Source organism: Natranaeroarchaeum sulfidigenes (assembly GCF_017094485.1).
Classification (GTDB): Archaea; Halobacteriota; Halobacteria; order Halobacteriales; family Natronoarchaeaceae; genus Natranaeroarchaeum; species Natranaeroarchaeum sulfidigenes.
Genome location: NZ_CP064786.1, coordinates 1,614,134 through 1,636,988, shown reverse-complemented (window position 1 = coordinate 1,636,988; position 22,855 = coordinate 1,614,134). Strand labels below are relative to the sequence as shown.

The window sequence follows — 22,855 nt, the reverse complement described above, 5'->3', positions numbered from 1 at the left end:
CACGCCTCAATTGCTTTGATCTAGCTACCTAACTCGGTCTCATCTAGTGATTCTATCGTGCCTCCCGTGGTGAACTTGCCTGCCAACTCCGGATAGGCCCAGTTAATTTCCTGTTCGGGGTCATCTTCGTCAGAATCCATGATACTGAGGATTCGATCATTTTCGTACCATGCTTCCATGGTCCGGAACTCGTTCAGAGCATCAAGTTGCACATCCAACTCTAGGTACACGAAGCGAATCGTGCCAGGTAATCCGGAGGTAACCTTTCCAGAGCCTTTGCCCCTGTCAGGCGTAACGATACTAGCTCGCAAATCACTAGCACTGAGGATCCCACCAAACCCGCTTTCGCCAGCCGCTGCTGGCCAGTTATCTTCCCCATGCGAGACAGGGACGACAATTGCTCCACCAGTACCAGGGGTATTGTGTTCTAATGCTCCGAGAACTGTCACAAGATCCTGATAAATCGTGTCTTTATCAACTATGGCCTGCGTTTCGAGTGTCTCGATCGACACCTCATTTTGAAGCTTCCGGCGAATCGCTGTCCGATTCGATTCGGTGTCGTATTCTTTTTGCAGGTTCTCAATCGACTCCTTGAAGTCTACCTGTTCACCGAAGACGAACTCCACCAACATATCCGGATCGGAAACCGGAATCTTAAGGAATTGTTTGTCGTCCCCCTGTGGTGGATGCCGTACCTTTTCCCTCTGATTGTTTACCGTGTTTTCTTGACGGGAAATAGCATCTTTAACAGTCTCTTGATATCCACGCACCTCCGTCTGCCACGTATGATACTGCTGTAAGAGGTCTTGTAGCTTTTCTCTGCGAACGCTGAGAAGTTCTTCGACAGTCTGCAGTGAAGCGGTCAGGTCCTCATAGGTCTCAATATCGTCGTCAATAGCACGGCTCCTGGCCTTAACCTCGTCAGCAACATCATCTTTTGAACCAATGCCCATGATACCGGAGTCACGGAGTTCGCTCACTCGGTTATTGACTGGGCGGCGCAGTACTTCCCACTGTTCGCTCGGCCCGTCTGCATCCGTGAAGTCGTCTTTGACCCGGCGAGCAAGCTCACCAGAAATGTGCTGGTTATTGTATATCCACGAAATGTCGTCATCAAGATTACTCTCGACACCGTCTCGCTCAAATCGGATTTCGGCTCTCGCCTGCGAGAGATAGAGATATTCGTAGACGAGCTCTTCCGGCGTGACAATACCAACCTCGTCAACGTCCCCTGAAAGGAACTGTCGCGGGGACTCTGGCCGGTACTTATCTGCAATGATCTCGCTGCGGGTTTTCTCAACATCAGCGAATATTTGCTTGAGAGACTGGAGATGACCATCCTCAATATCAACGGCCGAATGGAGGCTCTCATTGATCAACTCCTTGTCGTCCCAGAATGTGAAGCTCTCTCCGTTGAGTTCCCCAAGGAAATAGTCGAGGGCATTTTCGACGCGTGGATCATCGATTTCGTTCCGATTTTCGGCCTCCAACGAGTTGTCTACGACTCTTTTCCCCTCTGTAAAGGCTTCTTCGAGGGTCCCAAGACGTTCTTGATCATACTCAAGTTCTCTCAGCCGGGCATAACTGAGGACGAAATTAGTTGCTTCGTCGTAGGGGAAACTGTACTCAGACACGTTACAGGTCTTGAGGATTCGATTACTGTAATTTTGGTTCGGATGGTTCGGGAAGTTCTCTGTAGCCTGCGTGTGAATCAGGAGTGTTTGAGCCGCAATCTGCTCAATCTCCCGCTCGTAACTCCCATCGTCACGGTCAAGCCGGTCCTCATCCACGGTGAGCAAATAGAAGTTGTCGATCGAGTCTCGACTCAGCTTTAGTGGTTCCGAGTACTCATCGTAGAGGTCAACTAAGTCGATCTCCATCTCCTGTTCAATATTAAGCGACTGTTGCTCGGACCGGGTAGCGTCGATTAGATCGCCGAGCTCTGCTAGAGCCGCAAACGAATTGCCGTATGCATCGTTATCTATTGTCGGGACAGATTGCTGGTCTGGGGCAGCATGCAGTTCTGGGACTGTGGTAATACAATTCAGGGAAATTTTCTCCTGAAGCCGGCCGTTTTCCATATCCTGTAACGTGCCTAGCACAGTCGGGAGTATCCCGCTGCCCGTTCCCCCACCGAGTGCACTCAGTGTCCAGATCGACAGATTACTTCCAGACCCAAAGCTTTCGAGTTGGGATTCGAGGTGATTGACAAGTTTATTGAAATTCCGTGGGTCGTCAAGGACGGCCCGAGCTGCAGTACGATTTCTGTTGACACCGCCCTCTTCAGGTGGTGATTCATCATTATTGCCCAGATAGTGATATTGATCCTGTTTCTCTTCCCAGGCCCCCCGCGATGACCAGTTCAACTCAGTGGTAAACTGTCCCCAGCGGTCTATTTCGTCGACTTCTCCGACATCCCGTGAGTCAACTGCGAGAAGCAAAAAGTGACTTCGGTCGTAATTTTCTTCTTCAAGTACTTTGCTCACTCGGCGGAGCATCTTCAGTCCAGCCCCGCCGACCCCAATTATCACGGTTGGTGAGTCAGGTTCAATTCCCATGATCACTCCGTTGTGTTTAGAATAAATAAATCCACCGAGCAATTACAAGTCTCTAAATAATAACAAGGGTTTGGGAAATAGTGTCGTGAAAACAATAGACATGATATGGTCGTACGGCTGTACGCTGCTGTTGATCCGAAAATGAGCAAATTATTCTATATATCTTGAATCAACCGCTATCACAGTTCTCGCTCAGTCATTTCCTGCTACGCTCTTGCGTAGCACATTGTTGATTTCACAGCGTCGCTTTGATGGCGTGTTTGAGTGCGTCTCGTCCCGGTTTTCTGTATAATTCTCGGCGGAGCTGGAATGCTCTGAGATACTGTGTTAACTTGTCTTTCGAGTTACCCCGATGGGGCGAGAGCCACCGTCGCACCAGCGACGCGTGGCTCTCGCAGCTGTTGACGTGCACCTCGTCGTCGGCGTATTCACCGTCGCCGTGGACGACGTATTCGCGGTCGAATGCGTCGTCCTCTTCGAGCGGTTCGTACGCTCGAAAGCCGTCGGTATAGACCGTGAGCGACTCCTCTTTGCGGTCAGTCAGCAGGAGTCGAATCGTCGATTGGTCGGCGGCTTTCGCTGGGATCGCGTACCGCTGTCCGGTGCCTCGATCAGTGATGATGAACACCGGTGGCTTGTCGCCATCGTATGAACCACGCCCACGCGTGGACAGGCCACGCGAGCGCGACGGTTGGTCGCGCTCGCGGCCTTTCTTCCCAGCGGAGACGTACACTTCGTCGATTTCGACCGGGCCGACAAGATCGAGCGAAGGCGCATCGAGCGCGCTGGCGAAGCGCTCGATGCGCCGATGGATCGTTTTGTGTGTCACCTCTATTTCGCACTGCAGTTGTCGGAGACTCGTGTTAAAGCGCAGAAACGCGTAGATCGAGAACAGCCACCGGCGGAGTGCAACCTTCGAGTGAGCGAAGATCGTGCCTGTCTTGTCGTTGAACGTGCGGTCGCAATCCTTACAGAGATACCGCTGAAACTCTCCATAGCTGCCGTTTCTGACCGTGCGGTCAGAACGGCAGCGAGGACAGGTTACACCGTCACGCCAGCGAACCTGTTGGAGCAGGTCCGCTGCGACCGATTCCGAGCCAAACACATCGAGCGGAATCATTCGTGTCGGGCACCGCTACCGCGGTGCCCTTGTCCTCTTGGACTTCACAGCGACCGCTCAGCAGTATCAACAATCTCCTACGGATGAGCGTACGATGTAATATCTAGATTTCCCGTCGAGTCGAGAACGAGCCACACAACTAATGTGTTCATGAGGAAACAATGCGGCATGAGCATTGAGGAACGGCCACTCGTATCATCGGTCCGTGAACGCGATATTGACTTGCAGTTGGTTCAGTTACTGGAAACCTCACCGAGTTTTCGAGAGTGGTTTCTGGACCAGTTCGCCCAGGACCCGGAGATCAAGCAATATCTCAGTGTGACACATTCGGTCGATGTACAGTTGAAAAATCAGTAATAGGCATATAGATGATGGCCGCAGTGTCGGTGGCTATTTTGCAATGGCATTCATCTGAGAGGTCATGGACGTCGACGAAGCAGCGAGTAGTTGCAAATCGGTACTCGATGAGGTGTCACAGGCAGTCATTACGGACGAGTATTTGCTGGAGACAGTCATGACTGCAATTATCGGCGACGGACACGTCCTACTGGAGGACGTTCCAGGGACTGGCAAGACGCTCACCGCCCGAAGCCTGGCGACGGCACTGGATCTGGAGTTCAATCGGATCCAGTTCACGCCGGACCTGCTCCCTGCCGATATCACCGGATCACACATCTATAATGAGAGTGCTGGTGATTTTGAGTTCAATAAGGGCCCGATCTTTGCAAACGTGGTGCTGGCAGACGAAATCAATCGCGCACCGCCAAAGACCCAGGCCGCCCTGCTGGAAGCGATGGGTGAAGGGCAGGTATCCGTCGACGGCGATACGATGGAACTTCCTGAACCGTTTTTCGTTCTCGCCACGCAGAACCCCGTCGAGCAGGAAGGAACCTTCGAACTGCCTGAAGCACAGCGTGACCGCTTCATGATAAAAACGAGTATGGGCTATCCGGACCGTGATGGCGAGTTGTTGCTGCTCGAACGGCGCTCCGGCCGAACATCATCAATCCCGGAGACAGGAGTCGTCGTCAATCAGACGACGGTTTTGGAGATGCAAGGTGTCCCTGAGACGGTCGACGTCGATCCGAGTGTCTGTGAATATATCGTCGATATCTGTCGAGCGACTCGGACTGATGACCGTGTCAAAGTCGGTGTCTCACCGCGAGGGATCCAGCGCCTCTTCGAGGCGAGTCGAGCTCGGGCAACCATCGAGGGGCGCCCCTACGTTGCGCCAGAAGATGTCAAAGCAGTTGTCCACCCAACGCTCGAACATCGGATCGTCCTAACGACGGAGGCGACCGTCAGAAACGCAGACAAAGGGGATGTCGTCGACAGCGCCGTCGATAGCGTGGCGGTGCCCTCGATGGACGAATTCTAGCAGTTGCCATTCCTTGCCAACCGGAGGAACAGCAACACCACCGCTGCACGTCGGGAAATAATCGTAGGCTCTGTTGAAACCGCAGTATATGATAGGTGTCATGCATCCTGCTGAATATAGCGGATGAAGTTAGCATCTGGCAGAAGTTCAATTCACGTATGAGCAGCTGAATCAGCTGTTAGGTAGCCCTGCGAACTAATCAGCATTTCGGGTGGCGCAAGAGTTTTATATATCAACACAGTAGTGGGAATAAGGTGATTCAAAATGGGAAAGTCCGCATTTGAAGCGAACAACGGGGAAGAACTCACACTCACAGTGGACGATAGAGGGCGGGTAACACTCCCAAAAGAGGTTCGAGACCGATTAGGAATCGAATCAAACGATGAGATTCCTGCAACCCTCGTTGGATCGGTCCTTGAAGTCAACCCCAAACCAAGCTCGAAATTAGAGACAGCAACAGCCGGTCAGAAGAACTGGGAGAACACGACACCAACTGATGCCGGAGAAACCCTCTTCGGGCCGATGGACCAGTGAGCGACTATCTGATGGCTGATTCTCTCCCTACTGAAGTGACAGTTCTCACTGACGTGAACGTACTAGCAATCGCGCTCACCGATGATCACCCTGCACATGACGATGTGTATCCGTGGATCCAAAACGCAATTGATGGGCCAAACGTCTTGCTCGTGTTTGATTATTATCCGTTGCGAGCGCAGTATCTGATGACGAGCAATTTTGGAGTAGACGCAGTTGATGCTCGGAATGCTATCCAATCACTTGTTCGTAGCCCTGCACGAATCGTCAGTGCCACCGAGACAACGCTGCTTGAGGCGTACGAGATCAGCGCTGAGAAAAACCACGACGTGTACGATTCGTTCATCGTCGCGCTTGCACGAGCATATGACGCCGATTACTTGATTACAACTGACGGCGATTTCGAAGATCTATGTGACGACGAAGATGTGAAATACGTCAATCCAATTCCAACTGAGACACGTGAGAAATTAACCCTAATTGATGGATAGTCTGGTCTGTGATGCATATGCGGCCTATATTGACCGATCTGAATAACTGATCTTTCAGTCGAATACCCGTACAAGACTCGCGACCTATATATAGCATCCAGCTCATCTGAGGTTTGGCGGATTTCAACAGAGTATACAAATTGGAACCAAAGTGTCAACCAAATCGTTCTATGACTCCACCAGTGTCAGTATCCCGATTCAGTTACCCCCGGAGAGAAAACGTCACGAGCGCGGTAACAACCGCCGTGACGGCGAGGGCTACAAGAGCCAACTGCGGGTCGGGTGGTGTGAGATAGGCGGAAACCCAATCGTGCGCGAACAGCGCACCTGCACCAACGGCAAGTCCCGCAAGACCACTCGTTCCTGCATGGACGATCTCGACGCGGAAGGTGGGTGTACCGGCGGGGAGTTCCTCACGAAGCCCGGTACCGAATTCGCCAATGTCCCAGACAAGGAGGGCGGCCACAGCGGTGCCAACTGCCAGCGTCGGCTGCGAGACTAGTGCGGCAGTGATCGCCGTTCCAAACAGTGCAATACTAGCGAGTGCGACACCTGTCGCTCGCCCCGGTAGGATCCGTACCATACGCAGTACTGTAATGAAAGCGAACGCACTCCAGAGGACAGCTAGCGCAACGAGGAGCCCGATACCCGCAGCGACAAACGCCGGTGACTCAATGACGAGTGAGATGACCGACTCTGGAACACTTGGCGGCACGACCGAAACCAGCGTTGTAGTGAGCTCAGGGTCGGCGATCCGGGTTGCGATGATGACGGTCACGACCGCGCCGCCGATAATGGGTGCGACTATGTTGGCCAGCACACCGGCCATACCCCTACGGAGGGCAGATCGAACAAGGTCGATGAGGCCAATTGCGAGACCCATTGCACAAGCAGTGAGGAGGATCCACCGTGGCAGCGGAGCGAGCACGAACTCAGTGAGATGTTCACCGGCAGGTGCAGGAAGCTCAGTTCGGATCGTCTCGACGTGGGTGTAGGCCTGCTCCGGACCGTTCTCGATAGCTTCCGATGAGAGCAGTGTGACACCGACAGCAACGAGAGTGCTGAGGACGGATAGTTGAAACAGTCGGTGAAGAAGTGATCGACCACGCTCGAGTCCGCTGACAACCGACTTACGGCGTTCCGGTGGGAGGAAACGCTCAACCGGTAGTTTGCCAAGCCCCCACCGAACAATCAGCGCAGTCACCGCCACTAACACAAGCAGCGAAACCAGTGCGTCGCCACCACCGGGCCGGACGATCAGATCGATGCCGAAGCCAACCGCATCTATTGCCGCGACGAGTGCCTGCTCTCGGATCCCCGTTTCGGGGACGAGCCTAAGGGCAACGACGAGCAGGATACCGAGTCCCGCAAGGATTGCAGTTCGGCCCGCTGTTCGGACTGTCCCATCACCTGGAGCTCGTGTTGGCACTGTCACAGCGGCAAATGATGCCAGGACGAGCCAGAGCACCGTCACGCCCGCAATCATTCCAGACCCACTGTCTCCGAAGACGAATGCAACAGTCAATGTCAGTGGTGCGAGAGCGACCAACGCAGCACCCACAGTGACCATCCCGCCCAGTAATCCCACGAGTGGGTTTGAACTGTTGGACAGAACGACCGACAACGCCATTCCCACACCGGCACCGAACGTGAGCGTGGCGATAGCAGTGCTCGTCACTGACGCGCCGACGGTAAGTGCGACAGTTAGCGTGATCGCAATGACGATCGCATCGCTGGCATACAATCTATTCAATTGACGTCGGGCCCCGGTTCCGGCTTCGGATATTGCCGACGATAGTGTCCCCCACACAGCGCCAATGGTCGCCCGGCTTTGCTCGCCAGTGTTCTGGGTCATACGTCGCGCCCCCAGCGCCGGAGCAGGCGTTGCAGTTCAATCGGCAGCGGCTCGTCGAGCTGCCAGTCGATCACAGCAACGTCCATCGCTCGCAGTTTCGAGATCCGGTTCGATCGCCACGATCGCTCGACTCTGGTTCCGAGAGTCCGCTCGGTTTCGGTGATGCCCGTCGTGATATCCGGCGAGAGAACGGTTAGGTCGTGATCGCGGGCAGCCAGTTGTCGGACCGTCTCGACCGCACCGTCATCCGTCAGTGGCGAACAGAACACGACCTGTGCATTCCGCGGGAGTTGTTCAGAGAGACGGTTGAGCGCTTTCGTGGGAATAGTCGGTGATTGCTGCGATGGTTCGTTGGACGCAGTGCCTCCGTCCGTCATCGTCGGAGTTGCTCCATCAGTAGCACTGTTGAACAGGTCCTCAACACGTTGTCTCGTTCCCGCATCGGTTCCGGGGTCGATCCAGTGACGCCTATCGTACGTCGCAACACCGGTCCGGTTTCCGCCGTCCATCGATGCGGCAACCCCTTTCGAGGCAGCGTACAGCGTCAGGTCGAACGAGTTCGGTCCGCCACCCCGCGGTGAACGATGGATCCCGGACCTATCGTCGATAATAAAGACGACCGTTACGGCCTTTTCCTCTCGGTACTCGACGGTCGCAAGCTCGCCGGTTTTGGCGAGCCGGTGCCAGTCAATACGATTGATCGGGTCCCCCGGTCGATACTGCCGAGTCGCATAAAACTCGATCCCGTTGCCCCCCTCGTCCGTCGGCGAGCGGCCAACATACTGGATCGTCTGTTCACGCAGTGGGAAGGCATCCAGCAGCGTCTCACAGGTAACCGTTGTGAGTCCATCAACTTCGACATCCTCCGTGGCGGTGATCGTACCTGCAAGATTACGACGGCGGAGTGTGGGCGTTCCAAACCCGTGGTCTCCCCGTTGTGGGGCAATCTCATACTCGTGAGTCACTGATTCGTTCGGCTGAACCGACGTTGCAACAGCAGGGACTCCCCCCACGACAGCCGCAGAATCCGGCGGCTCGTCGACGATCCTAACATCGGGTTGGATGTGATCACTCTCATTGTGCAGCGTGAGCGTCACTGTCACTACCTCACCCGGCGTAGGTCTGTCGGGAGAAAGCTGGCGTTCGACTCGGATCTCCCCGCGGGGTGACGAGCTCAGGTAGCCAATTGCAGCGATCCCAAGTGCGACAACGCCAAGCAAAAACAGCGTGTCAACGCCGAGTGCGACGCCGAGTGTGACTGAGAGAAGCGTTGCGACAATCGCACCACGCCAGCGAACGAGTCGCCTCACGATGCCACCTCCTGGTGATCGCTCTGTGATCGCTGTATCGCGTCAATCGTGTGTTCGACACCGCGTTCGAACGTGTCACGCCCCGTCAGCAAGTCCACGAGCCAGAGCCTCAGGGGAGTTGTCGGTCCGGTATCGCCAGCAAGAAACGCTGCCGCTCTCGGATCATCGGTCCACTCACCCGCCTCGACATGCTCACTGGCGACGGACTCTTCACATCCGGTCCGGTCCATATAATTCGCCGTCGCCAATGCTCGTAGTTCGGTCTCGACATCATTACGGGCACGTTCGCGTTTGGAACGGTCACCATCGTCGTAGGCCATCGCAGCTTCGAAGCGGCTGTCTAGTGCTGCCCCAACTACCTCGTAGTCATAACTATCAAAAAGCGATGTCTGTTGCTCGGTCGTGTAAAGGGCCGATGGTGGGTTGGCCTGCTTCCGCCCAGAGACCCCGCGTGCAAGCGTGAAAACAGCGAGAAGCGCGACAAGCCCCAGCAATACAAGCGACGGCTCTACAGCGCTAATAATACTGTGTAGTTCCGGTACGGTGTCGAATAGTACGGCCGGCTCGACAACGCCGATGATTCCGATTCCAAGTGCACCAGCACAGACCAGCCCGATCAAGACCTGTTTGCGAGTCATTCTTCTTCCCCCGATTGCTCGTCTTCCTGCAGGCTGGTCTCAAGATCCATCCGCGCTTGCTGTGTTTGTTCGACATGGACCTCAGGGTCGATATCCCCATATTCGACATCACGGAACGCTTCAGTAATCGTTTGTACTGGACTGGTGGGCAGACCCGCACCGACCGCATTTCGTGCAACCTCACCGGGTGCTGCGGTCCGATATCGAGCTACAGGGGCCGCATCAAGAAGCGTCTCCCAAGCCTCGTGTATCTGGGCTTTCGCCGATTCCGGTTCCTCCGATGCTCTCCCGTCAGCGGTAGCGGTGTCGTCGGCCGTAGAGCCGCCTCGGAGCGACCCTAGTGAGACTGACTGCACACGTTGTTGTGCTGATGCGAACCAACCAGCGATAGCTCCAAAAACCAACGTAGGAAGTGCCACCACTGATTCGAGGCGTTTCAGAGCAGCGATACCCCGTTCTAGCTGGTTCGCCAGGGCAATCAATACCGCAATGGCTGCCGACAGCATTCGCCTCGGGAACTGTCGAAGCGCGGTGATCACGCCACGATCCGTTTGCCAGAGATACATACCAAGTGCGAGAAGCCCAATCACACCGAGTGCGTACGGACCGATCGAAGTGAGCGTATCGAGGAGGCCTTCGTCTGACTCCTCTTCGTCTAGCTCATTTTCATCATCGGAATCGTCAGTCGATTCGTCTTCGGACGAATCATCGTTAGTCGACTCATCTTCTGTCGAATCGCCGTTAGACGAGCCATCATCGGAATCCTCGCTGCTTTCCGCTGTATCATCATCGCCGTCCGCCTCATCGGAGCCTTGAGATGGGCTTTCGTCATCAGACCCATCGCCGGCCATCTCCGGCAGTTCAGGATCGCTATCTTGCCCCTGGATATCCATGGGAAGTGCAAACGGACTCAGTAATTCTCCAAGCGCCAGTAGTGCCTCTGGCGGTTCCACAGTGCCGGCATCACCACCCGCTCCATCGATATCGAGCTCCTCGCCCTGTCCATCAGCGCTGTCAGGACCAACTGGATCAAGCTCTTCTCCATCGCCCACCTCAGGGCTGGTGACGGATGCGCCAGGAGACTGGTCGCCGAGAGATGGCATCACGCTGGCACCGAGTAATAACGCAGCTATCGAGAGCGCAATGAGGATGACCGGTCCTGCAGCCACACCGGTTCCCTCTGTTGACATGAATCTTCTTTACGAGTGATAGTATTTACATCTTTATCAGTCTGCTTTGGGAGATTGTCCCAACAGGTGGTTGCCCCAAGTCCTTGTTCTTGGAGTTATATTTCACAGTGCGCACAGGGCTATCCATGTGCAAGCCATGTGCAGACGACGAAACAGTTATTCTCGTATCCGCAGAATATGCACCTTGAGCACGAGCGATGACCCAGGACGGGTCCAATTTCAGTCCCCAGAGTACATCGTTAACCGGCTTGATGCGATCGCCGATCTCTTCGGCAAAGATCGGACGGATCTGCTCGTCGAAGCCCTGTCAGATACCATCGATCAGATCAACAAGTACAGATCTCAGTTCGACGGTGACAACCCGGGTCAGGTTTCTCTTGTGGAAGCCAGCGAGGACATGGCAACTGAAGACGTGTGGGGGCACTTTCCGATTGGAAAATGTTCGAACGCAGAGCAACCCTCCTTGACGCAGAGCGGCGTAACTACCCAGCCCTAGGCGGCACTTTCGACCCCACCGATGCCTGATACGCCGGCTTCTCTCCGGACTCGATGGTTCGAGTCAGACGACTTCAGCATTCATTCCAGCGAGCAATACAAGACCGGGTCACCGTAGGAATGCCGTTGGGACCGTCATCCGAGAGATCATAACACACGAGTCCACTTCCGCCCGCCGCTACACGCACCAACCCCTGGAGAAGACGCAGACGACCCCGTCGAATGACGTGACGTAGTCGCCACTGTATCACTCATTTTGACGAACGGATGGAGGCCCTCTAGGGCGAGTAGTGAAGTAGAGCGGAGACTTGGTGTGCGGTTCTGCGATCAGAAGCGATCATCGCCCCTCAAAGGAACGCAGGGGGACCGAAGAAAACACACCGACGTGAGCAGTCTAGGGCGACTCACAGTATGACCATATCGTGGGAAGATTTCCCGGGAACGCTCACTCCGCTAACTCAATCAGATTCGCTATCTGAACACGTATTTTGTGCAATCTATCTGTGGTAATTGTACCTCTTCTGTCGGATGCTTCCGATCTGTTAACCGGTTATTCTAGAACGTTCAATTGTATGTGGTCTCGTATCTATTCGTTGTTCAATTTCTGAATAGAACCTGGTAAAGCGCTATCTATAAATACAGTGCTGCTGGACTCAGTAGTCCGCACAATGCCCGTGACCGCTACCCCAACGATCCAGTACGAGTGGTCGATTGACGCCGTCGACGCCAATCACGGAGCGCTCTACTCCGGTGGGTCTAGCAAGAAAATGCTGACCGAACTGTTCGCACTCTGGCTCAAAGACCGAGGTGATCTATCTGACTGGGACCAAGCACCACGATTCGGGAAAATCGTCCACACATACAGCACGCTTTCCCTACCGATCATCGCCGTCTGGCTCGGCATCACCGAACAAGCGATTTATGAAGAGCCCGCACCCGGGACCCCACCATTCGAATTCCACGGTCCGAACTGCGACTTACTCGAACTCAATCGGGAGCTCACTGACTCCAAGTAAAGCACGCCGCGAGCTAAACTATTCGGGTTCAGATGTGATGTTTGAGCTACTCGTCTGCGCTTAATAGGATGCGCTATCGGTTGACCATCTACTTCGTAGTAGATGGATTTTTATCCTACGCATCCGTACGCCAAAGTATGAGTGAAAGCGAACGTGATGAGCGCGGGCGTTTCTCCGCGAAACACAGCGACGACGAGGTCCTCGCCGCCGTACAAAAGCACGGGCCTGCAGGCACGACGGAGGTTGCCGAAGAGCTGGGAATCAAGCGCCCCAGCGCTGATTACCGACTTCGTCAACTCGAAACCGACGGTAAGGTGGAGAGTAAGATGATCGGGAACTCTCTCGCATGGAGTCTGACTCCGGAGGCTAAAGCATGAGCACTGACTCCAGCAGCAATCACGACCCGCCGACGGGCACCACGATCACGCTTACCCGTGAAACCAACTGGTGGGTCGCAAAGGATGAAGAAACCGGCGTCGCCAGTCAGGGTAAGAGCCGCCAGGAGGCTCTTGAAAACCTCGATGAAGCACTTCAAGGCTATCACGGAGATGGCGACCCTCCTAGCGACGAGGATCTCCGCGAGATGGGGATTGACCCCGAGAACAACACCTCCGACTCTCTGGATGACTCGGAAATTTTCGATTGACCTCTCCTACTACTAATGTCGTACTCGCCGTTCTCAGGACGAGACGTAGTGAAGGTGATGGTCAACAGCGGAATCTACGAGTGGAAGCGCACGCGCGGCCACCATGCGATCCTCCGCTGGGAGCCGCCCGAGGACCACGACGCCGAAGCGCGTACCGTCCCAGTCCCGCTTCACGACGAGATCAGCGAGGGCACGCTCAAAGACATCGCAGATCAGGCCGGCGCGAACGATTACCAGAAATTCAAAGCCTGGATCGACCAAAACCGATAATTGACGGGGACTGGAACCCACTCGACCGTCTACGCGGCGAGTAAACGCCTTATTCTAACGCGATCGCTCGAAACCCACATTTTGGAGACTGACACGTCCAATTCCCGGTTTCGGGATCGCGCTCAAGCTGGCTGCCACACTCACGGCAGTGTCGTTTTGCAGTGCCAGATTCTTCGTGGCACCGAGCAGTCTCTGAGGGGGTACCCTGAACAGAGGTGGCGTAGCCAATCACGTACCAGCTATCAGCGTGAAAGATCATTGCTGCGGTCTCATCATCACCCCATGCGAACCGCGGAGTTGACTCGACTGAAGAGAGTTGATCAAACACGTCGAGAACCTCTTGCCAACGATACGTCGCTGTTCCAGAGCCAGTACTTTCTCCCCACGACCAGTACGCATGTCCGTCCCGGGTAGTTACGACCGCTCTGTCCATAGTGAGTGAGATCTGTACATCAGAAGCGTCTGCGTGACAGTCAACGAATTCTTCAAACTGGCAGTCGGTAATACGAGCTTCAGCAGTATGCTGATCATGGACTGCACGGAGATCAGAATCAGCAATTTTGGCGTGCTGGTTAGAGTCACTGGCAGGGATCTCGGTCAGGACAGTCCCACCAAACCCGTTTGCTTCCATCATCAATCGGTCACCGTGCAGTGCTACCGAAACGTGATCAGGGTCTGTAGACAGCGTAGCAGAGCAAAGCGTAGAGACCTGCGACGGGGACACCGCAACAGCACCTTCACAAGAGGCTAAATGATTAAGTAGTTGGTATGGCTCTTGGACAATTATGACATCTTGGCTTAGCGACAACATGGCCGGGTTTCATCAACAGACAAAAAATGAGTACCGAAATAAACTTGCTAATCAGTTAGAAGACGGAAAGGAAATTACTTCGGCTGCAGAATATATCGCGGAATACTCTTCTTACCTGTCTCGGAGCAGTGGAAAAACAAGACCAGCTGACAGCCATCCGATCAATAAAACTGTACAGACTCTAGCCGATCAAGCGCACATTGATTTATTCTATCGGTGTTTCCCGTATACTGGACAGCCGTATATGCTGGTGACCACTAATCCAGGCTTTCCCGACCCTTATTACTATCTCAAGGTCGGCGAGGGGAGGCTATACAATCAGGTAGACAAAACTGGCGGCGGTCTTGACCCCACAGAGATGGCTAGGATAGGGGCTCATCATATCGTTGGTTGGCTTAGTGGTACAAATCTAACAAACCTGTTTGATGAACTGGTTGATTCCAAAAATAAAATTCTGGATCTTAGCAAACCTCCTGAAGGAGAGACATATTTACAAGAAAGAACTGCACAATATTGGAAATATTATGCAAGAGAACAAGTCATACGGGGAAAGGATTTGGAAGAGATCGATTTCGACCGCGAAATTGATTTAACAACTGGATTCTTTAACGACTTTTATTATACTACAACATATAAATTTTCAACTCCTGATAGTGGTGGCACTAAGAATTTCACTACGGAGATTGAGAATGATATCCGGCACGAAATCGAATGTGCAAAACCAAAGTTGGTGATCGCAGCAGGGTCTAAAGGATGGAAACAAATATATGATGCTTATGAGTCGAATCTCGAACCGCTCCAGGGAAGTGTAATCTCCCGAAAAATCAGCGAGGCAAAACGTGGACTCTATAGAGTCAAGACAAACAACTCACCACAATATATCGTGGCACTCAAACACCCTTCCTACGGAGGGAACTACACCGAGGAACTCATTCCGAAGCTTGAACAAGAACGGCCGCTTTGATCCAAAATTAATAGTCAATTTGAGACCTCATTTTCGATATTACTGGATGGTGACATCAACAATCAACTTCACAAGAGCGGACGGACAATTTGATTAGGTTCTACGCTCTTCCGTAGCACATTGTTGATGTAGAGCCTCCTTGCGGTTCTGAACTGGAGTACGTTGCAGTAACATCTACTTTTGTGCACAGTTAGACCGCCATTCGCTGTTACAGATCCCCTGAAAGGAACTATATCAACAATCTCCTACGGATGAACGACATACAAAGCTGTTGTGCTGCATCCACCCTCGAAGTCATGTGTGTGTGTGACTGTCTTTAGTTAGTAAACTGCCTCGGAGTCATGCCCGTGGCACTCGGCTTCTTCCCATTTACACGTAAGGAAGTGCCTTTGATTAAAAATATATAGTCTATCACTCCCTCAGTGATATTGATGCCCTTCATTGCGGTTGATCCCGTCGATAATCGGCCTCGGATCCCTGTCGGCGTCGGCGACGACGAAGAGGTTCAATGTCCCAAGTGTAATGACATGATGAGTGTTCGTGAAGGATCCCGTACCCGTCATTTCTACCATCCGGCAGACCCCTCTTGTAATGGTGAATCCTCTCTCCATCTCCGGATGAAATCAATCGCTGTTGAGAAGCTTACAGACGAGTACCCGAACGCATCGATACGCGTCGAGTTCGTTACCGACGACGTTCCGCGTCGTGCTGATGTGTTCGTTGAATTTGAGCAGCCACAATTCCCTTTCGGGAAGGGAATCGCTGTTGAGGTACAGTACCGGAACGACCAGAAGGACCTCACAGAAACGACTGTCAGCTACCTCACCGCCGATATCAGTGTGATATGGCTCTTTGAGGAAAACTACGTTGGGACTCGCCCTGAGTACGAGGATGTCGAACTCCCTGACCCAATCCCTGTCTGGCCATACAGCGTCCCTCACGGTGATACGCCATCGCCAGACTCGTCACCTGGAGAGTATCTAGATGTCACTGAACGTGATCTTGTTGCCTTTCTCCCGAATCACGTGGACGATCAAATTTCGTTAGGTGAATTCCGCGCCAACTCCGATACTACTGAAAAATGTGCTAATACGGCCGAGTGGGCTCGTGAGAAAGAACTGAATCTCAATCTTTCAATAACGTCTCCAGGCGTCCAAGAGGTCTACAAATCATGGCTTCAGAGCAGAATCCAAAGTTTACGCAGCGAGCACCGAACTGCAGTCGAAGAACGCAGTGACATAGTTCAGTTAGAAACCCGACCAACTTCTTTTTCTAGCTGGTTCAACGAAGGGCCTGGAGAAACCTTTTCGCTCACATTTCGAGTCAACCGCACAAACGTCAGTCAGTTCACCGTTCGAAAGATCGTTGATGGAACAGAAGTCACGACACTGTTTGACGAGAATGATGTTGAGTCATTTATCGAGTTCGTTCTAAACGTGGGCTATGAATTGGAGTGTTCCCGAATATCAACACCCGGGAAGCAAGCGGTGAGGCAGTCAGTTAAATCACATCTTAGCAATCTCTCGTATTCAATCACACCAACATGGTCCGAAACAGTCACTGTCGAATTGAATAGTTCCACAGAGACCATCCATCTGGAATTCTGCCCAGAGCAGATGCAATCACTTCTTGATCTCTGCGCAAAAATCCAACTCTGGTATGATCTCCTGGCCCACAGTGGTTGAAACTAGTTGGGCCAGCTGAGACTTACAGCCGCTCGTTCACGTCCTCTAATGCGTCGATTGCTTGCCGCAGATGCTCTCGCAACTCGTTGCTGTCAGTGCCATCACTTGCTACCTGATCTGTACGCTGCCCGTTCGCATCATCGGACTGTACCGTAGACTCTGCTTCGGCGACCCCCCACGTTTCAGTCCGGGCCAGCGAATCGTCTTCTCCCTCAGCAACTGCATTAAGCCGTTGCTGTCCATCACTCTCGTCCGTCGGTGGCTCCTGTGGTCCGTCTAAATTCGATCGCGTGTCTTTCGCTGGGCGGCCCCCGCGACTGAACGCACCCAGCGGAAAGTCATACGCGTTCGCTCGTTTGACCTTGTTGAACGTCGTGCGGCGCGTGATTCCGAGAACGTCCGTGACTTTCTCCCGGCCGCACTCGCGGTCCAGTGCTTGCCGGACTTGCTCGTCTTCCATACGTTGCAACAGTAACTGCGGGTCGTCCGGGATATGCCCGCGGGCGGAGTTTTCAATATGTTCTGCAAGGCCCCACTCACCGGTTTCAACGTCTTTGTCTACGACCTGCCTGTCACGAGTCTCCACGAGATTGTCGAGCCCCATCAGCACCCACAAGCGTTCCCGGACAGATGACACCGCCAGGTCACTCGGCACGCCTGACACGATATCACCCGTCCGACTCGGACCGTGTTCGGACAAGTATCGAAGGATTTCGATATCTTGGGGCAACAGTACGCTCTGATCTTCTTCAGTGATCTCGACAGGCGAGTCGTCCGGCGTGGACTGCCGATGGAACCAACTGTGACACGATCGACACAACAACGTCAGGTTGTCCATCTCATGTTCGTCCAATTCGTCTGGGTCCCGCTCGATGTGGTGTGCGTGCAGCGTCGCCAAGCCGCCCTCCTTCGGACCACGCCGTCCGCATACCTGACACCGTGACTCGTACTTGTCCAGAACCGCGTCCCGTGTCTCCGGATCCACCGTTTCGTGGCACTCGACCGGCGCTACGCGGTCAGTTCGCTCCTCGGTTGCATCGTTCGTACTACTCGTCTCCTCGTCGTTCGGTGACTCTGTCTCTGTCATGAATTGGTCTTCGAGTTGTTGATCAGCTAGCAGTTTCAGCGCGCCCGATTCCATGCTGTATCGCTTCAATCCGTACGTCCTGCAGTTGCCCTGCCACTCACCCGAGCGCCGACGGCACAACCCAATCGCGTATGCGGCCACGCTGTATTGCTCCCAGCACTCGATATACCGCCATCTTAGATCGACCTCGTCGGCGTCAACGATTTCACGTTAAAATCCGACTTCGAACAGTACCGTTCCGCAACACGGCCAAGCGCTCGTGTCCGCAGCACGTCCGACACGTTATGCAACACGAGCGCATCGACCCGCCCGTCCTCGAACGCCGTCACAGCCTCGGCACTGTCGTCAAACGGATCTAACTCGCCGTAGGACCCGTCACATAACACGTCGTACGTCGTGACGAGCCCGCCGCACTCCTCACCATCAACAGTCGTGTTGAATCGATCCGTGATGAGCGGCATCACGTCCGCGTACGGGACATCCTCAAACGGCCAGTCCAGACCCAGTTGCGCGTATCGGGTTCGAAGAAACGGGATATCGAACCCGCCCTTCCACTTCTCCCCGTTGTACGCCACGAGCAACGTATCGCTATCACGGAACCGTTCAGTAACGAACGCGGACACGGCGACCAAGAGTTCGCGTTCGGACGCGACCGTCGACACGTTCACGAGCGTGTCCGGCACCTCGGCCTCCACCGCTGCTTCAAGCTGAGCCGCCTCCTGCTCGCCGGACTGGACGAACACTTGCACCCCCATCGGCACCGCAAACCCGACCGTTGTCACGACATCATCTACGTCGAACCCGGTCGTCTCAATATCAAACGCTACTTGCTCTAACACCATCACGCATCACCTTCCATCCCGCTACGCTCGGGCACACGATCTTCACATGCCGGTCGAAGCCGGAACTCACCGAATCCGAACCGCGAATGCGTCCCGACACGCGTCACGCCATTTTTCGCGGTGGCCACCGGATCGTCACCGACATATCGAACAACTTGCCCGTGATCAACCGTGTTCACCGTGTATGATTCACCATCGTCAGCAAGCCGTGTCTCCCGACGCCGCAGCTCGCCCGATTCGACACGCCACCACCACGGAATGGACTGGTCGTCGCCACCGGGATACTCCGTCGCCAGCACGTACGGCGTCATGAGTTCGATCCGGAACGCGTCACCACGCTCCGCAGCTGTTCTGACGCGTGAGTACTCCAACGCATCCAGATCCACGACCTGTGAGTCTGCAACCGTCAATCGCCCGAACCCGTAGTTCCGTGCGCCCCCAACACTGATCCCATCAAGCACGTCCTCGGCTACCGGGAGCACACCGTCACGATCGGCGTGCACGTAACACTGCACGTACCACGACATGGATCGCCGCCGATTCCGCTGCCCGGGCGGCCGGCCAAACCAACATGTATCGTCGACCGCGAGCCGGCCACCGTGATCCTGCACCGCAAGCACGTTATGCGCGTCTCGCGGCCGTGACTCCAGTAACCAGCGTTGCGCCGCATCTCGAAAGACGAACAGATCCTCGTACGACGCGATCTCGGGCAGCGACTGCCCAAGCTTCCCAGCATACCCGTCTTGCGAGGCAGCCGCCGGGTACTCACCGTACTCGCCCGGCACAAACACACCGTGACTCACGCGCAGTGAACGTCGCGTCTCATCATCGACCCGCCGCGCCAACGCATTATACAACGCGTTCCCAGTCACAGCATACGGGTGGCCCAGATAATGACCGTCCAGTTCGAACAACACCTGTTGAATTCGGGTCACACTAGATCACCACCGGATCGAGTCCCACCACACGCACGCGACCACTGCGGGGCCAGCGTTCTCCCCAGTCGCCATCCCGCAGCGGACCGAGCGCGTACCAGTCTTCGCTGTCGCACACGCCCACTCGCCCCCACCACAGAGCGAGTCGGCGAACACGTCGGTCGAGACGCCACCACACGTCCCGACCGTCCCCATCGGCAACGTCCCGCTGATCGACTCACAGTGACAGTCCCACCACGGCCTGTCACGCGAGCAGTCACAACTGAACGGTGCCCCACCACGAACACCGTTCTCATCCCACCGTACCCCCGACCCGCCGGCATCACCTCTCACCCCCGTGCTCACCGCCACGCCCCGCATCGCCTGCGGGGTCGAAGCGGTGACAATACTCTGCGACGAACTGCAGCGCCGCCGACCACGACCGGATGCGACGCAACTGCGCATCCAGCACGCCCCACCGACGCGACACGCTCACATCAAACGGGTACTCGGGCAAGCGCGCCCACACGTCAGCAAAGCAGCGTGTCGGAGTCTCACCGAGCCGAGCCGCCGGGCGATCCCCGGGCTCGGCAGTCACTTCCAGTCGAATGTCGGGCGTCGACAACACCGTTCGATGCGGCGTCGCCGAACCATCAGTTTCCTCGACGACCAGGAACAACTCATCGAACGCGAAACCCGCGCGGTAATTATCCAGCAACGCCGCCGCCAGCAACGTGTGATACTTCAGCGACGTGTACGGGTAGTACACTGACTCGTTGACCAGCGCCGGCACGTCCGCGGACAACCACGCCTCGTGCATCGCCTCGGCATCCTCGATACGAACCAGCTTCCGCACCGCCGCGTCACGCCCACCAGCGCGGAGCCCACCCGTCATCACCACTTCACCCGTCAGAAACGACACGCGAGGCGGCGACGCGTACGCATCCAGCGTCTGCTCAGGATCACCACGCGGCCGGCTCAACAACGCCGCATCCCGATCCGCACCGTGAGGGACTGTCTCGTTCACCCTGACGCCATGCACCCGATCACGAGCAGACGCATGCGACCGGCCGAACAGTTTATGCACATCATGACGATACACCGCAAGCATCGGCGCAACGTCCGTCTCACCCTCACCGTCGACCGAGTCACGACCAGCGCCCGCCGCGCCCGTCGAATCAGTCATCAGTCCCTCCGTCCGTGTCCGACGCCCCCGATTCGTCGTCAGCAGCCGTATCGGCATCGCCCCCATCAGGCCGGTACCCTACCGGGAGGATTTCCGTGACCGGCGGAGCCAATTCATTGAATTCATCTAACTCTAATTCGTCTAATTCATCGAATTCATTGAATTCATCTCGATCTGTCATCGCCGCGTCGTCCACGCCGCCTCGCGCGTCGCCCGCAGCGTCCGCTTGATCAGGCGTCTCACCCGACCCGTGTCCGACCGGCATGATCGTTTCCACAGGCTCGGCAAGTTCGTCGACACCCGCATCAACGCCCGACGCTTCCCCGTCACCATCAGACCCAGACTCACCATCAGCAGCGTCCGTCACGCCGACTCACCTCCCGACCCACCGTCAGGCATCGGCAAGTCACCATCACGCGCCGCCGTCCGCGCCTGCAACGCCCGCACGAACTCATCACGACACTGCTCACGCCAAACATCGTCTTTCGTCTTCATCCCGCTCGTCGCGTCCTGCGCGCGATTATACACACGCCGAAGCTCCGCCTCAGTATACAGCGGATTCACGACCGCAGCATCAGCGATCCCAGCCCCGAAATTCCGCGCGCCGCCAAGCTGCATATCGTACTCATCACTATGCGCATCCAGGTACTCAACCGCCTCAACAAGCAACCCCACGTACTCGGGTTTCAGCTCTCGAAGCGTCAGTCGCCACGTCCCCACCAAGTTACCAACGACATCCCGCGTCGCCTGCCGCAACGGCTGCCCCTCATCCGCAGCATTACGCGACCGCACATGCGTATTCAATTGCCGGTAGTGCGCTTCAGCCTCGCCGTTCGTGACATCCACCTGTCTACGGATCGGTGAGAACCGAATCGGGCGGCGAATCACCCGGCCCGCACGATTCCCGAAGCCACCGAACAAATCATGAATCACACAGCCCGTCTCCGCATCATCATCAACACACGCCCCTTTCTCATGATACCCGTTCGCAAGATCACGCTCGTACACGTCATCCAGCATGTAATCACCGTTCGCCTCACCCGGATGACACGCCGACGCGCCCGCCTCCTGCACCACTCGCTCACACCCATGTCGAAGCCAGCCTGAGAGTGTGAACGGCGAAATCTGCCCCGCAATCTGGTTCTGCGGATCATCCGCCTCGTACCGATCCGCCGACGCATGATGCCGATCAGTAACGATCCCATCACCCGGCGCAAGCAGATCAATATCCAGACCGACGTACAAATCCGGCAGCAGCATTTCCTCAACCGACCGCGGGAAATCCAGCTCGATATCGAGCTGCGACGAGTCAAACTCCACGTCGTCACCCGACATCATCGCCCCACCTCGCCTTCCGCACTCCGCACGCCTGATTCAGCTTGATCGGCAGCAGACGCACACCACCGAATCGACTTCGTCGACGCCGCACTCACACCCAGTATTTCCGGCGCAAGCAAAACCGGCCACGACGACTGCGTCGCCCCGTCAGTACACACTCCCACACGGCCCTCAACAAGCAATTCACGCACGCCAAGCGTACCCTCCGACAAATACCCGTCCCGATCCTCAGCACACAACACATAACCAACCTGAAACACCGTCTCGTCAGCCGGACGAAACACGTACACAACAACCGTATCACCCTCACCAAAAGAAGAACCGCACACTAGACACTTCGCGGCCCCTTCCCCGAGCGAAAATTGTTGTAATTGTGATATGTCTTCAATCAGCTGGTCACCGACAGTCTCTTGATTCGGCGGATTTGAGTCTTCCATGGGTTCTTACATCCTGTGAGAAACCCAGTCCGAGTGTCCTTAGCACTCGGGCGTTTTTACCGTGCCTACGCCCCACTGGGACTGAGCTTC

24 protein-coding genes and 1 pseudogene are annotated in these 22,855 nt (G+C 55.3%); 11 read left to right on the top strand and 14 right to left on the bottom strand.

Features of this window, described 5'->3' with window-relative positions; genetic code table 11:
* Positions 1-20 precede the first annotated feature (20 nt).
* The gene (locus tag AArcS_RS08505) at positions 21-2,558 is read right to left on the bottom strand and encodes a tubulin-like doman-containing protein (protein ID WP_238476991.1); all 2,538 of its coding nucleotides are present in this window, start codon (positions 2,556-2,558) and stop codon (positions 21-23) included.
* A gap of 235 nt (positions 2,559-2,793) precedes the next feature.
* On the bottom strand, positions 2,794-3,678 hold the full coding sequence (locus AArcS_RS08500) for an IS1595 family transposase (protein WP_238476989.1): 885 nt from the start codon (positions 3,676-3,678) through the stop codon (positions 2,794-2,796).
* 421 nt (positions 3,679-4,099) lie between these two features.
* Between AArcS_RS08500 and AArcS_RS08495 the strand changes: the two genes are divergently transcribed.
* The 3 genes from AArcS_RS08495 (at position 4,100) to AArcS_RS08485 (ending at position 6,081) form a co-directional block, all read left to right on the top strand.
* Entirely contained in the window at positions 4,100-5,056 is a 957-nt protein-coding gene (locus tag AArcS_RS08495) for an AAA family ATPase (RefSeq protein WP_238476988.1), read from the top strand.
* A gap of 264 nt (positions 5,057-5,320) precedes the next feature.
* Entirely contained in the window at positions 5,321-5,590 is a 270-nt protein-coding gene (locus AArcS_RS08490; RefSeq protein ID WP_004216296.1) for an AbrB/MazE/SpoVT family DNA-binding domain-containing protein, read from the top strand.
* 11 nt (positions 5,591-5,601) lie between these two features.
* Positions 5,602-6,081, top strand: a complete 480-nt coding sequence (locus AArcS_RS08485; RefSeq protein ID WP_375139657.1) for a type II toxin-antitoxin system VapC family toxin — start codon at positions 5,602-5,604, stop codon at positions 6,079-6,081.
* 202 nt (positions 6,082-6,283) lie between these two features.
* Here the strand turns inward: AArcS_RS08485 and AArcS_RS08480 are convergent, their stop codons facing one another.
* The 4 genes from AArcS_RS08480 to AArcS_RS08465 are packed head-to-tail and all read right to left on the bottom strand — an operon-like array spanning position 6,284 to position 11,074.
* Positions 6,284-7,936, bottom strand: coding sequence for a DUF7519 family protein (locus AArcS_RS08480; RefSeq protein WP_238476986.1), 1,653 nt, complete (start codon positions 7,934-7,936; stop codon positions 6,284-6,286).
* Entirely contained in the window at positions 7,933-9,246 is a 1,314-nt protein-coding gene (locus AArcS_RS08475) for a DUF58 domain-containing protein (protein ID WP_238476985.1), read from the bottom strand. Before AArcS_RS08475 ends, AArcS_RS08480 begins: the two co-directional genes overlap by 4 nt.
* Positions 9,243-9,884, bottom strand: coding sequence for a DUF7269 family protein (locus AArcS_RS08470; protein ID WP_238476984.1), 642 nt, complete (start codon positions 9,882-9,884; stop codon positions 9,243-9,245). The genes AArcS_RS08475 and AArcS_RS08470 overlap by 4 nt, the downstream gene beginning before the upstream one ends.
* Entirely contained in the window at positions 9,881-11,074 is a 1,194-nt protein-coding gene (locus AArcS_RS08465) for a hypothetical protein (protein WP_238476983.1), read from the bottom strand. Before AArcS_RS08465 ends, AArcS_RS08470 begins: the two co-directional genes overlap by 4 nt.
* A 184-nt stretch (positions 11,075-11,258) precedes the next feature.
* On the opposite strand from AArcS_RS08465, the gene AArcS_RS08460 reads away from it, so the two are divergent.
* The 8 genes and pseudogenes from AArcS_RS08460 to AArcS_RS08430 all read left to right on the top strand — a co-directional run bounded on the left by AArcS_RS08460 (position 11,259) and on the right by AArcS_RS08430 (position 16,961).
* Positions 11,259-11,570 (top strand): hypothetical protein, encoded by a 312-nt coding sequence (locus AArcS_RS08460; protein WP_238476982.1) that lies wholly within the window; start codon positions 11,259-11,261, stop codon positions 11,568-11,570.
* Between the two features lie 30 nt (positions 11,571-11,600).
* Positions 11,601-11,792: pseudogene (locus AArcS_RS15960) on the top strand (hypothetical protein); the annotation flags it as partial.
* 451 nt (positions 11,793-12,243) lie between these two features.
* Complete coding sequence (locus AArcS_RS08455) at positions 12,244-12,585, top strand: hypothetical protein (RefSeq protein WP_238476981.1); 342 nt, start codon at positions 12,244-12,246, stop codon at positions 12,583-12,585.
* A gap of 137 nt (positions 12,586-12,722) precedes the next feature.
* Entirely contained in the window at positions 12,723-12,962 is a 240-nt protein-coding gene (locus AArcS_RS08450; protein ID WP_238476980.1) for a winged helix-turn-helix transcriptional regulator, read from the top strand.
* Entirely contained in the window at positions 12,959-13,231 is a 273-nt protein-coding gene (locus tag AArcS_RS08445; RefSeq protein WP_238476979.1) for a type II toxin-antitoxin system HicB family antitoxin, read from the top strand. The genes AArcS_RS08450 and AArcS_RS08445 overlap by 4 nt, the downstream gene beginning before the upstream one ends.
* A 48-nt stretch (positions 13,232-13,279) precedes the next feature.
* The gene (locus AArcS_RS08440; RefSeq protein ID WP_375139599.1) at positions 13,280-13,501 is read left to right on the top strand and encodes a type II toxin-antitoxin system HicA family toxin; all 222 of its coding nucleotides are present in this window, start codon (positions 13,280-13,282) and stop codon (positions 13,499-13,501) included.
* Between the two features lie 785 nt (positions 13,502-14,286).
* Positions 14,287-15,276: a hypothetical protein gene (locus tag AArcS_RS08435; RefSeq protein WP_238476977.1), complete on the top strand. Its 990-nt coding sequence runs from the start codon at positions 14,287-14,289 to the stop codon at positions 15,274-15,276.
* Positions 15,277-15,707: 431 nt separating this feature from the next.
* Positions 15,708-16,961, top strand: coding sequence for a competence protein CoiA family protein (locus AArcS_RS08430; protein WP_238476976.1), 1,254 nt, complete (start codon positions 15,708-15,710; stop codon positions 16,959-16,961).
* A gap of 22 nt (positions 16,962-16,983) precedes the next feature.
* Here the strand turns inward: AArcS_RS08430 and AArcS_RS08425 are convergent, their stop codons facing one another.
* From AArcS_RS08425 to AArcS_RS08390, 8 genes are all read right to left on the bottom strand, one after another.
* Positions 16,984-18,048 carry an HNH endonuclease gene (locus tag AArcS_RS08425; RefSeq protein WP_238476975.1) on the bottom strand — a complete coding sequence of 355 codons (1,065 nt, stop codon included), beginning with the start codon at positions 18,046-18,048 and terminating at the stop codon, positions 16,984-16,986.
* A 176-nt stretch (positions 18,049-18,224) separates the two neighbouring features.
* Complete coding sequence (locus tag AArcS_RS08420) at positions 18,225-18,890, bottom strand: ribonuclease H-like domain-containing protein (protein ID WP_238476974.1); 666 nt, start codon at positions 18,888-18,890, stop codon at positions 18,225-18,227.
* Entirely contained in the window at positions 18,890-19,825 is a 936-nt protein-coding gene (locus AArcS_RS08415; RefSeq protein WP_238476972.1) for a hypothetical protein, read from the bottom strand. The genes AArcS_RS08420 and AArcS_RS08415 overlap by 1 nt, the downstream gene beginning before the upstream one ends.
* Before the next feature lie 6 nt (positions 19,826-19,831).
* A complete protein-coding gene (locus AArcS_RS08410) occupies positions 19,832-20,158 on the bottom strand; it encodes a hypothetical protein (protein WP_238476971.1) in 327 nt (108 codons plus the stop codon).
* A complete protein-coding gene (locus AArcS_RS08405) occupies positions 20,148-20,990 on the bottom strand; it encodes a DUF8168 family protein (RefSeq protein ID WP_238476970.1) in 843 nt (280 codons plus the stop codon). Before AArcS_RS08405 ends, AArcS_RS08410 begins: the two co-directional genes overlap by 11 nt.
* Entirely contained in the window at positions 20,983-21,357 is a 375-nt protein-coding gene (locus AArcS_RS08400; RefSeq protein WP_238476969.1) for a hypothetical protein, read from the bottom strand. Before AArcS_RS08400 ends, AArcS_RS08405 begins: the two co-directional genes overlap by 8 nt.
* Entirely contained in the window at positions 21,354-22,328 is a 975-nt protein-coding gene (locus tag AArcS_RS08395; protein WP_238476968.1) for a hypothetical protein, read from the bottom strand. The genes AArcS_RS08400 and AArcS_RS08395 overlap by 4 nt, the downstream gene beginning before the upstream one ends.
* The gene (locus AArcS_RS08390; RefSeq protein WP_238476967.1) at positions 22,325-22,765 is read right to left on the bottom strand and encodes a DUF8112 family protein; all 441 of its coding nucleotides are present in this window, start codon (positions 22,763-22,765) and stop codon (positions 22,325-22,327) included. The genes AArcS_RS08395 and AArcS_RS08390 overlap by 4 nt, the downstream gene beginning before the upstream one ends.
* Between the last annotated feature and the right edge of the window lie 90 nt (positions 22,766-22,855).

Coding starts and splice junctions, on each gene's coding strand:
- AArcS_RS08505 (WP_238476991.1), bottom strand. CDS start 2,558: ATGGGAATTGAACCTGACTCACCAACCGTGATAATTGGGGTCGGCGGG.
- AArcS_RS08500 (WP_238476989.1), bottom strand. CDS start 3,678: ATGATTCCGCTCGATGTGTTTGGCTCGGAATCGGTCGCAGCGGACCTG.
- AArcS_RS08495 (WP_238476988.1), top strand. CDS start 4,100: ATGGACGTCGACGAAGCAGCGAGTAGTTGCAAATCGGTACTCGATGAG.
- AArcS_RS08490 (WP_004216296.1), top strand. CDS start 5,321: ATGGGAAAGTCCGCATTTGAAGCGAACAACGGGGAAGAACTCACACTC.
- AArcS_RS08485 (WP_375139657.1), top strand. CDS start 5,602: ATGGCTGATTCTCTCCCTACTGAAGTGACAGTTCTCACTGACGTGAAC.
- AArcS_RS08480 (WP_238476986.1), bottom strand. CDS start 7,936: ATGACCCAGAACACTGGCGAGCAAAGCCGGGCGACCATTGGCGCTGTG.
- AArcS_RS08470 (WP_238476984.1), bottom strand. CDS start 9,884: ATGACTCGCAAACAGGTCTTGATCGGGCTGGTCTGTGCTGGTGCACTT.
- AArcS_RS08465 (WP_238476983.1), bottom strand. CDS start 11,074: ATGTCAACAGAGGGAACCGGTGTGGCTGCAGGACCGGTCATCCTCATT.
- AArcS_RS08450 (WP_238476980.1), top strand. CDS start 12,723: ATGAGTGAAAGCGAACGTGATGAGCGCGGGCGTTTCTCCGCGAAACAC.
- AArcS_RS08445 (WP_238476979.1), top strand. CDS start 12,959: ATGAGCACTGACTCCAGCAGCAATCACGACCCGCCGACGGGCACCACG.
- AArcS_RS08435 (WP_238476977.1), top strand. CDS start 14,287: ATGACATCTTGGCTTAGCGACAACATGGCCGGGTTTCATCAACAGACA.
- AArcS_RS08430 (WP_238476976.1), top strand. CDS start 15,708: ATGCCCTTCATTGCGGTTGATCCCGTCGATAATCGGCCTCGGATCCCT.
- AArcS_RS08425 (WP_238476975.1), bottom strand. CDS start 18,048: ATGACAGAGACAGAGTCACCGAACGACGAGGAGACGAGTAGTACGAAC.
- AArcS_RS08420 (WP_238476974.1), bottom strand. CDS start 18,890: ATGGTGTTAGAGCAAGTAGCGTTTGATATTGAGACGACCGGGTTCGAC.
- AArcS_RS08405 (WP_238476970.1), bottom strand. CDS start 20,990: ATGACTGATTCGACGGGCGCGGCGGGCGCTGGTCGTGACTCGGTCGAC.
- AArcS_RS08395 (WP_238476968.1), bottom strand. CDS start 22,328: ATGATGTCGGGTGACGACGTGGAGTTTGACTCGTCGCAGCTCGATATC.
- AArcS_RS08390 (WP_238476967.1), bottom strand. CDS start 22,765: ATGGAAGACTCAAATCCGCCGAATCAAGAGACTGTCGGTGACCAGCTG.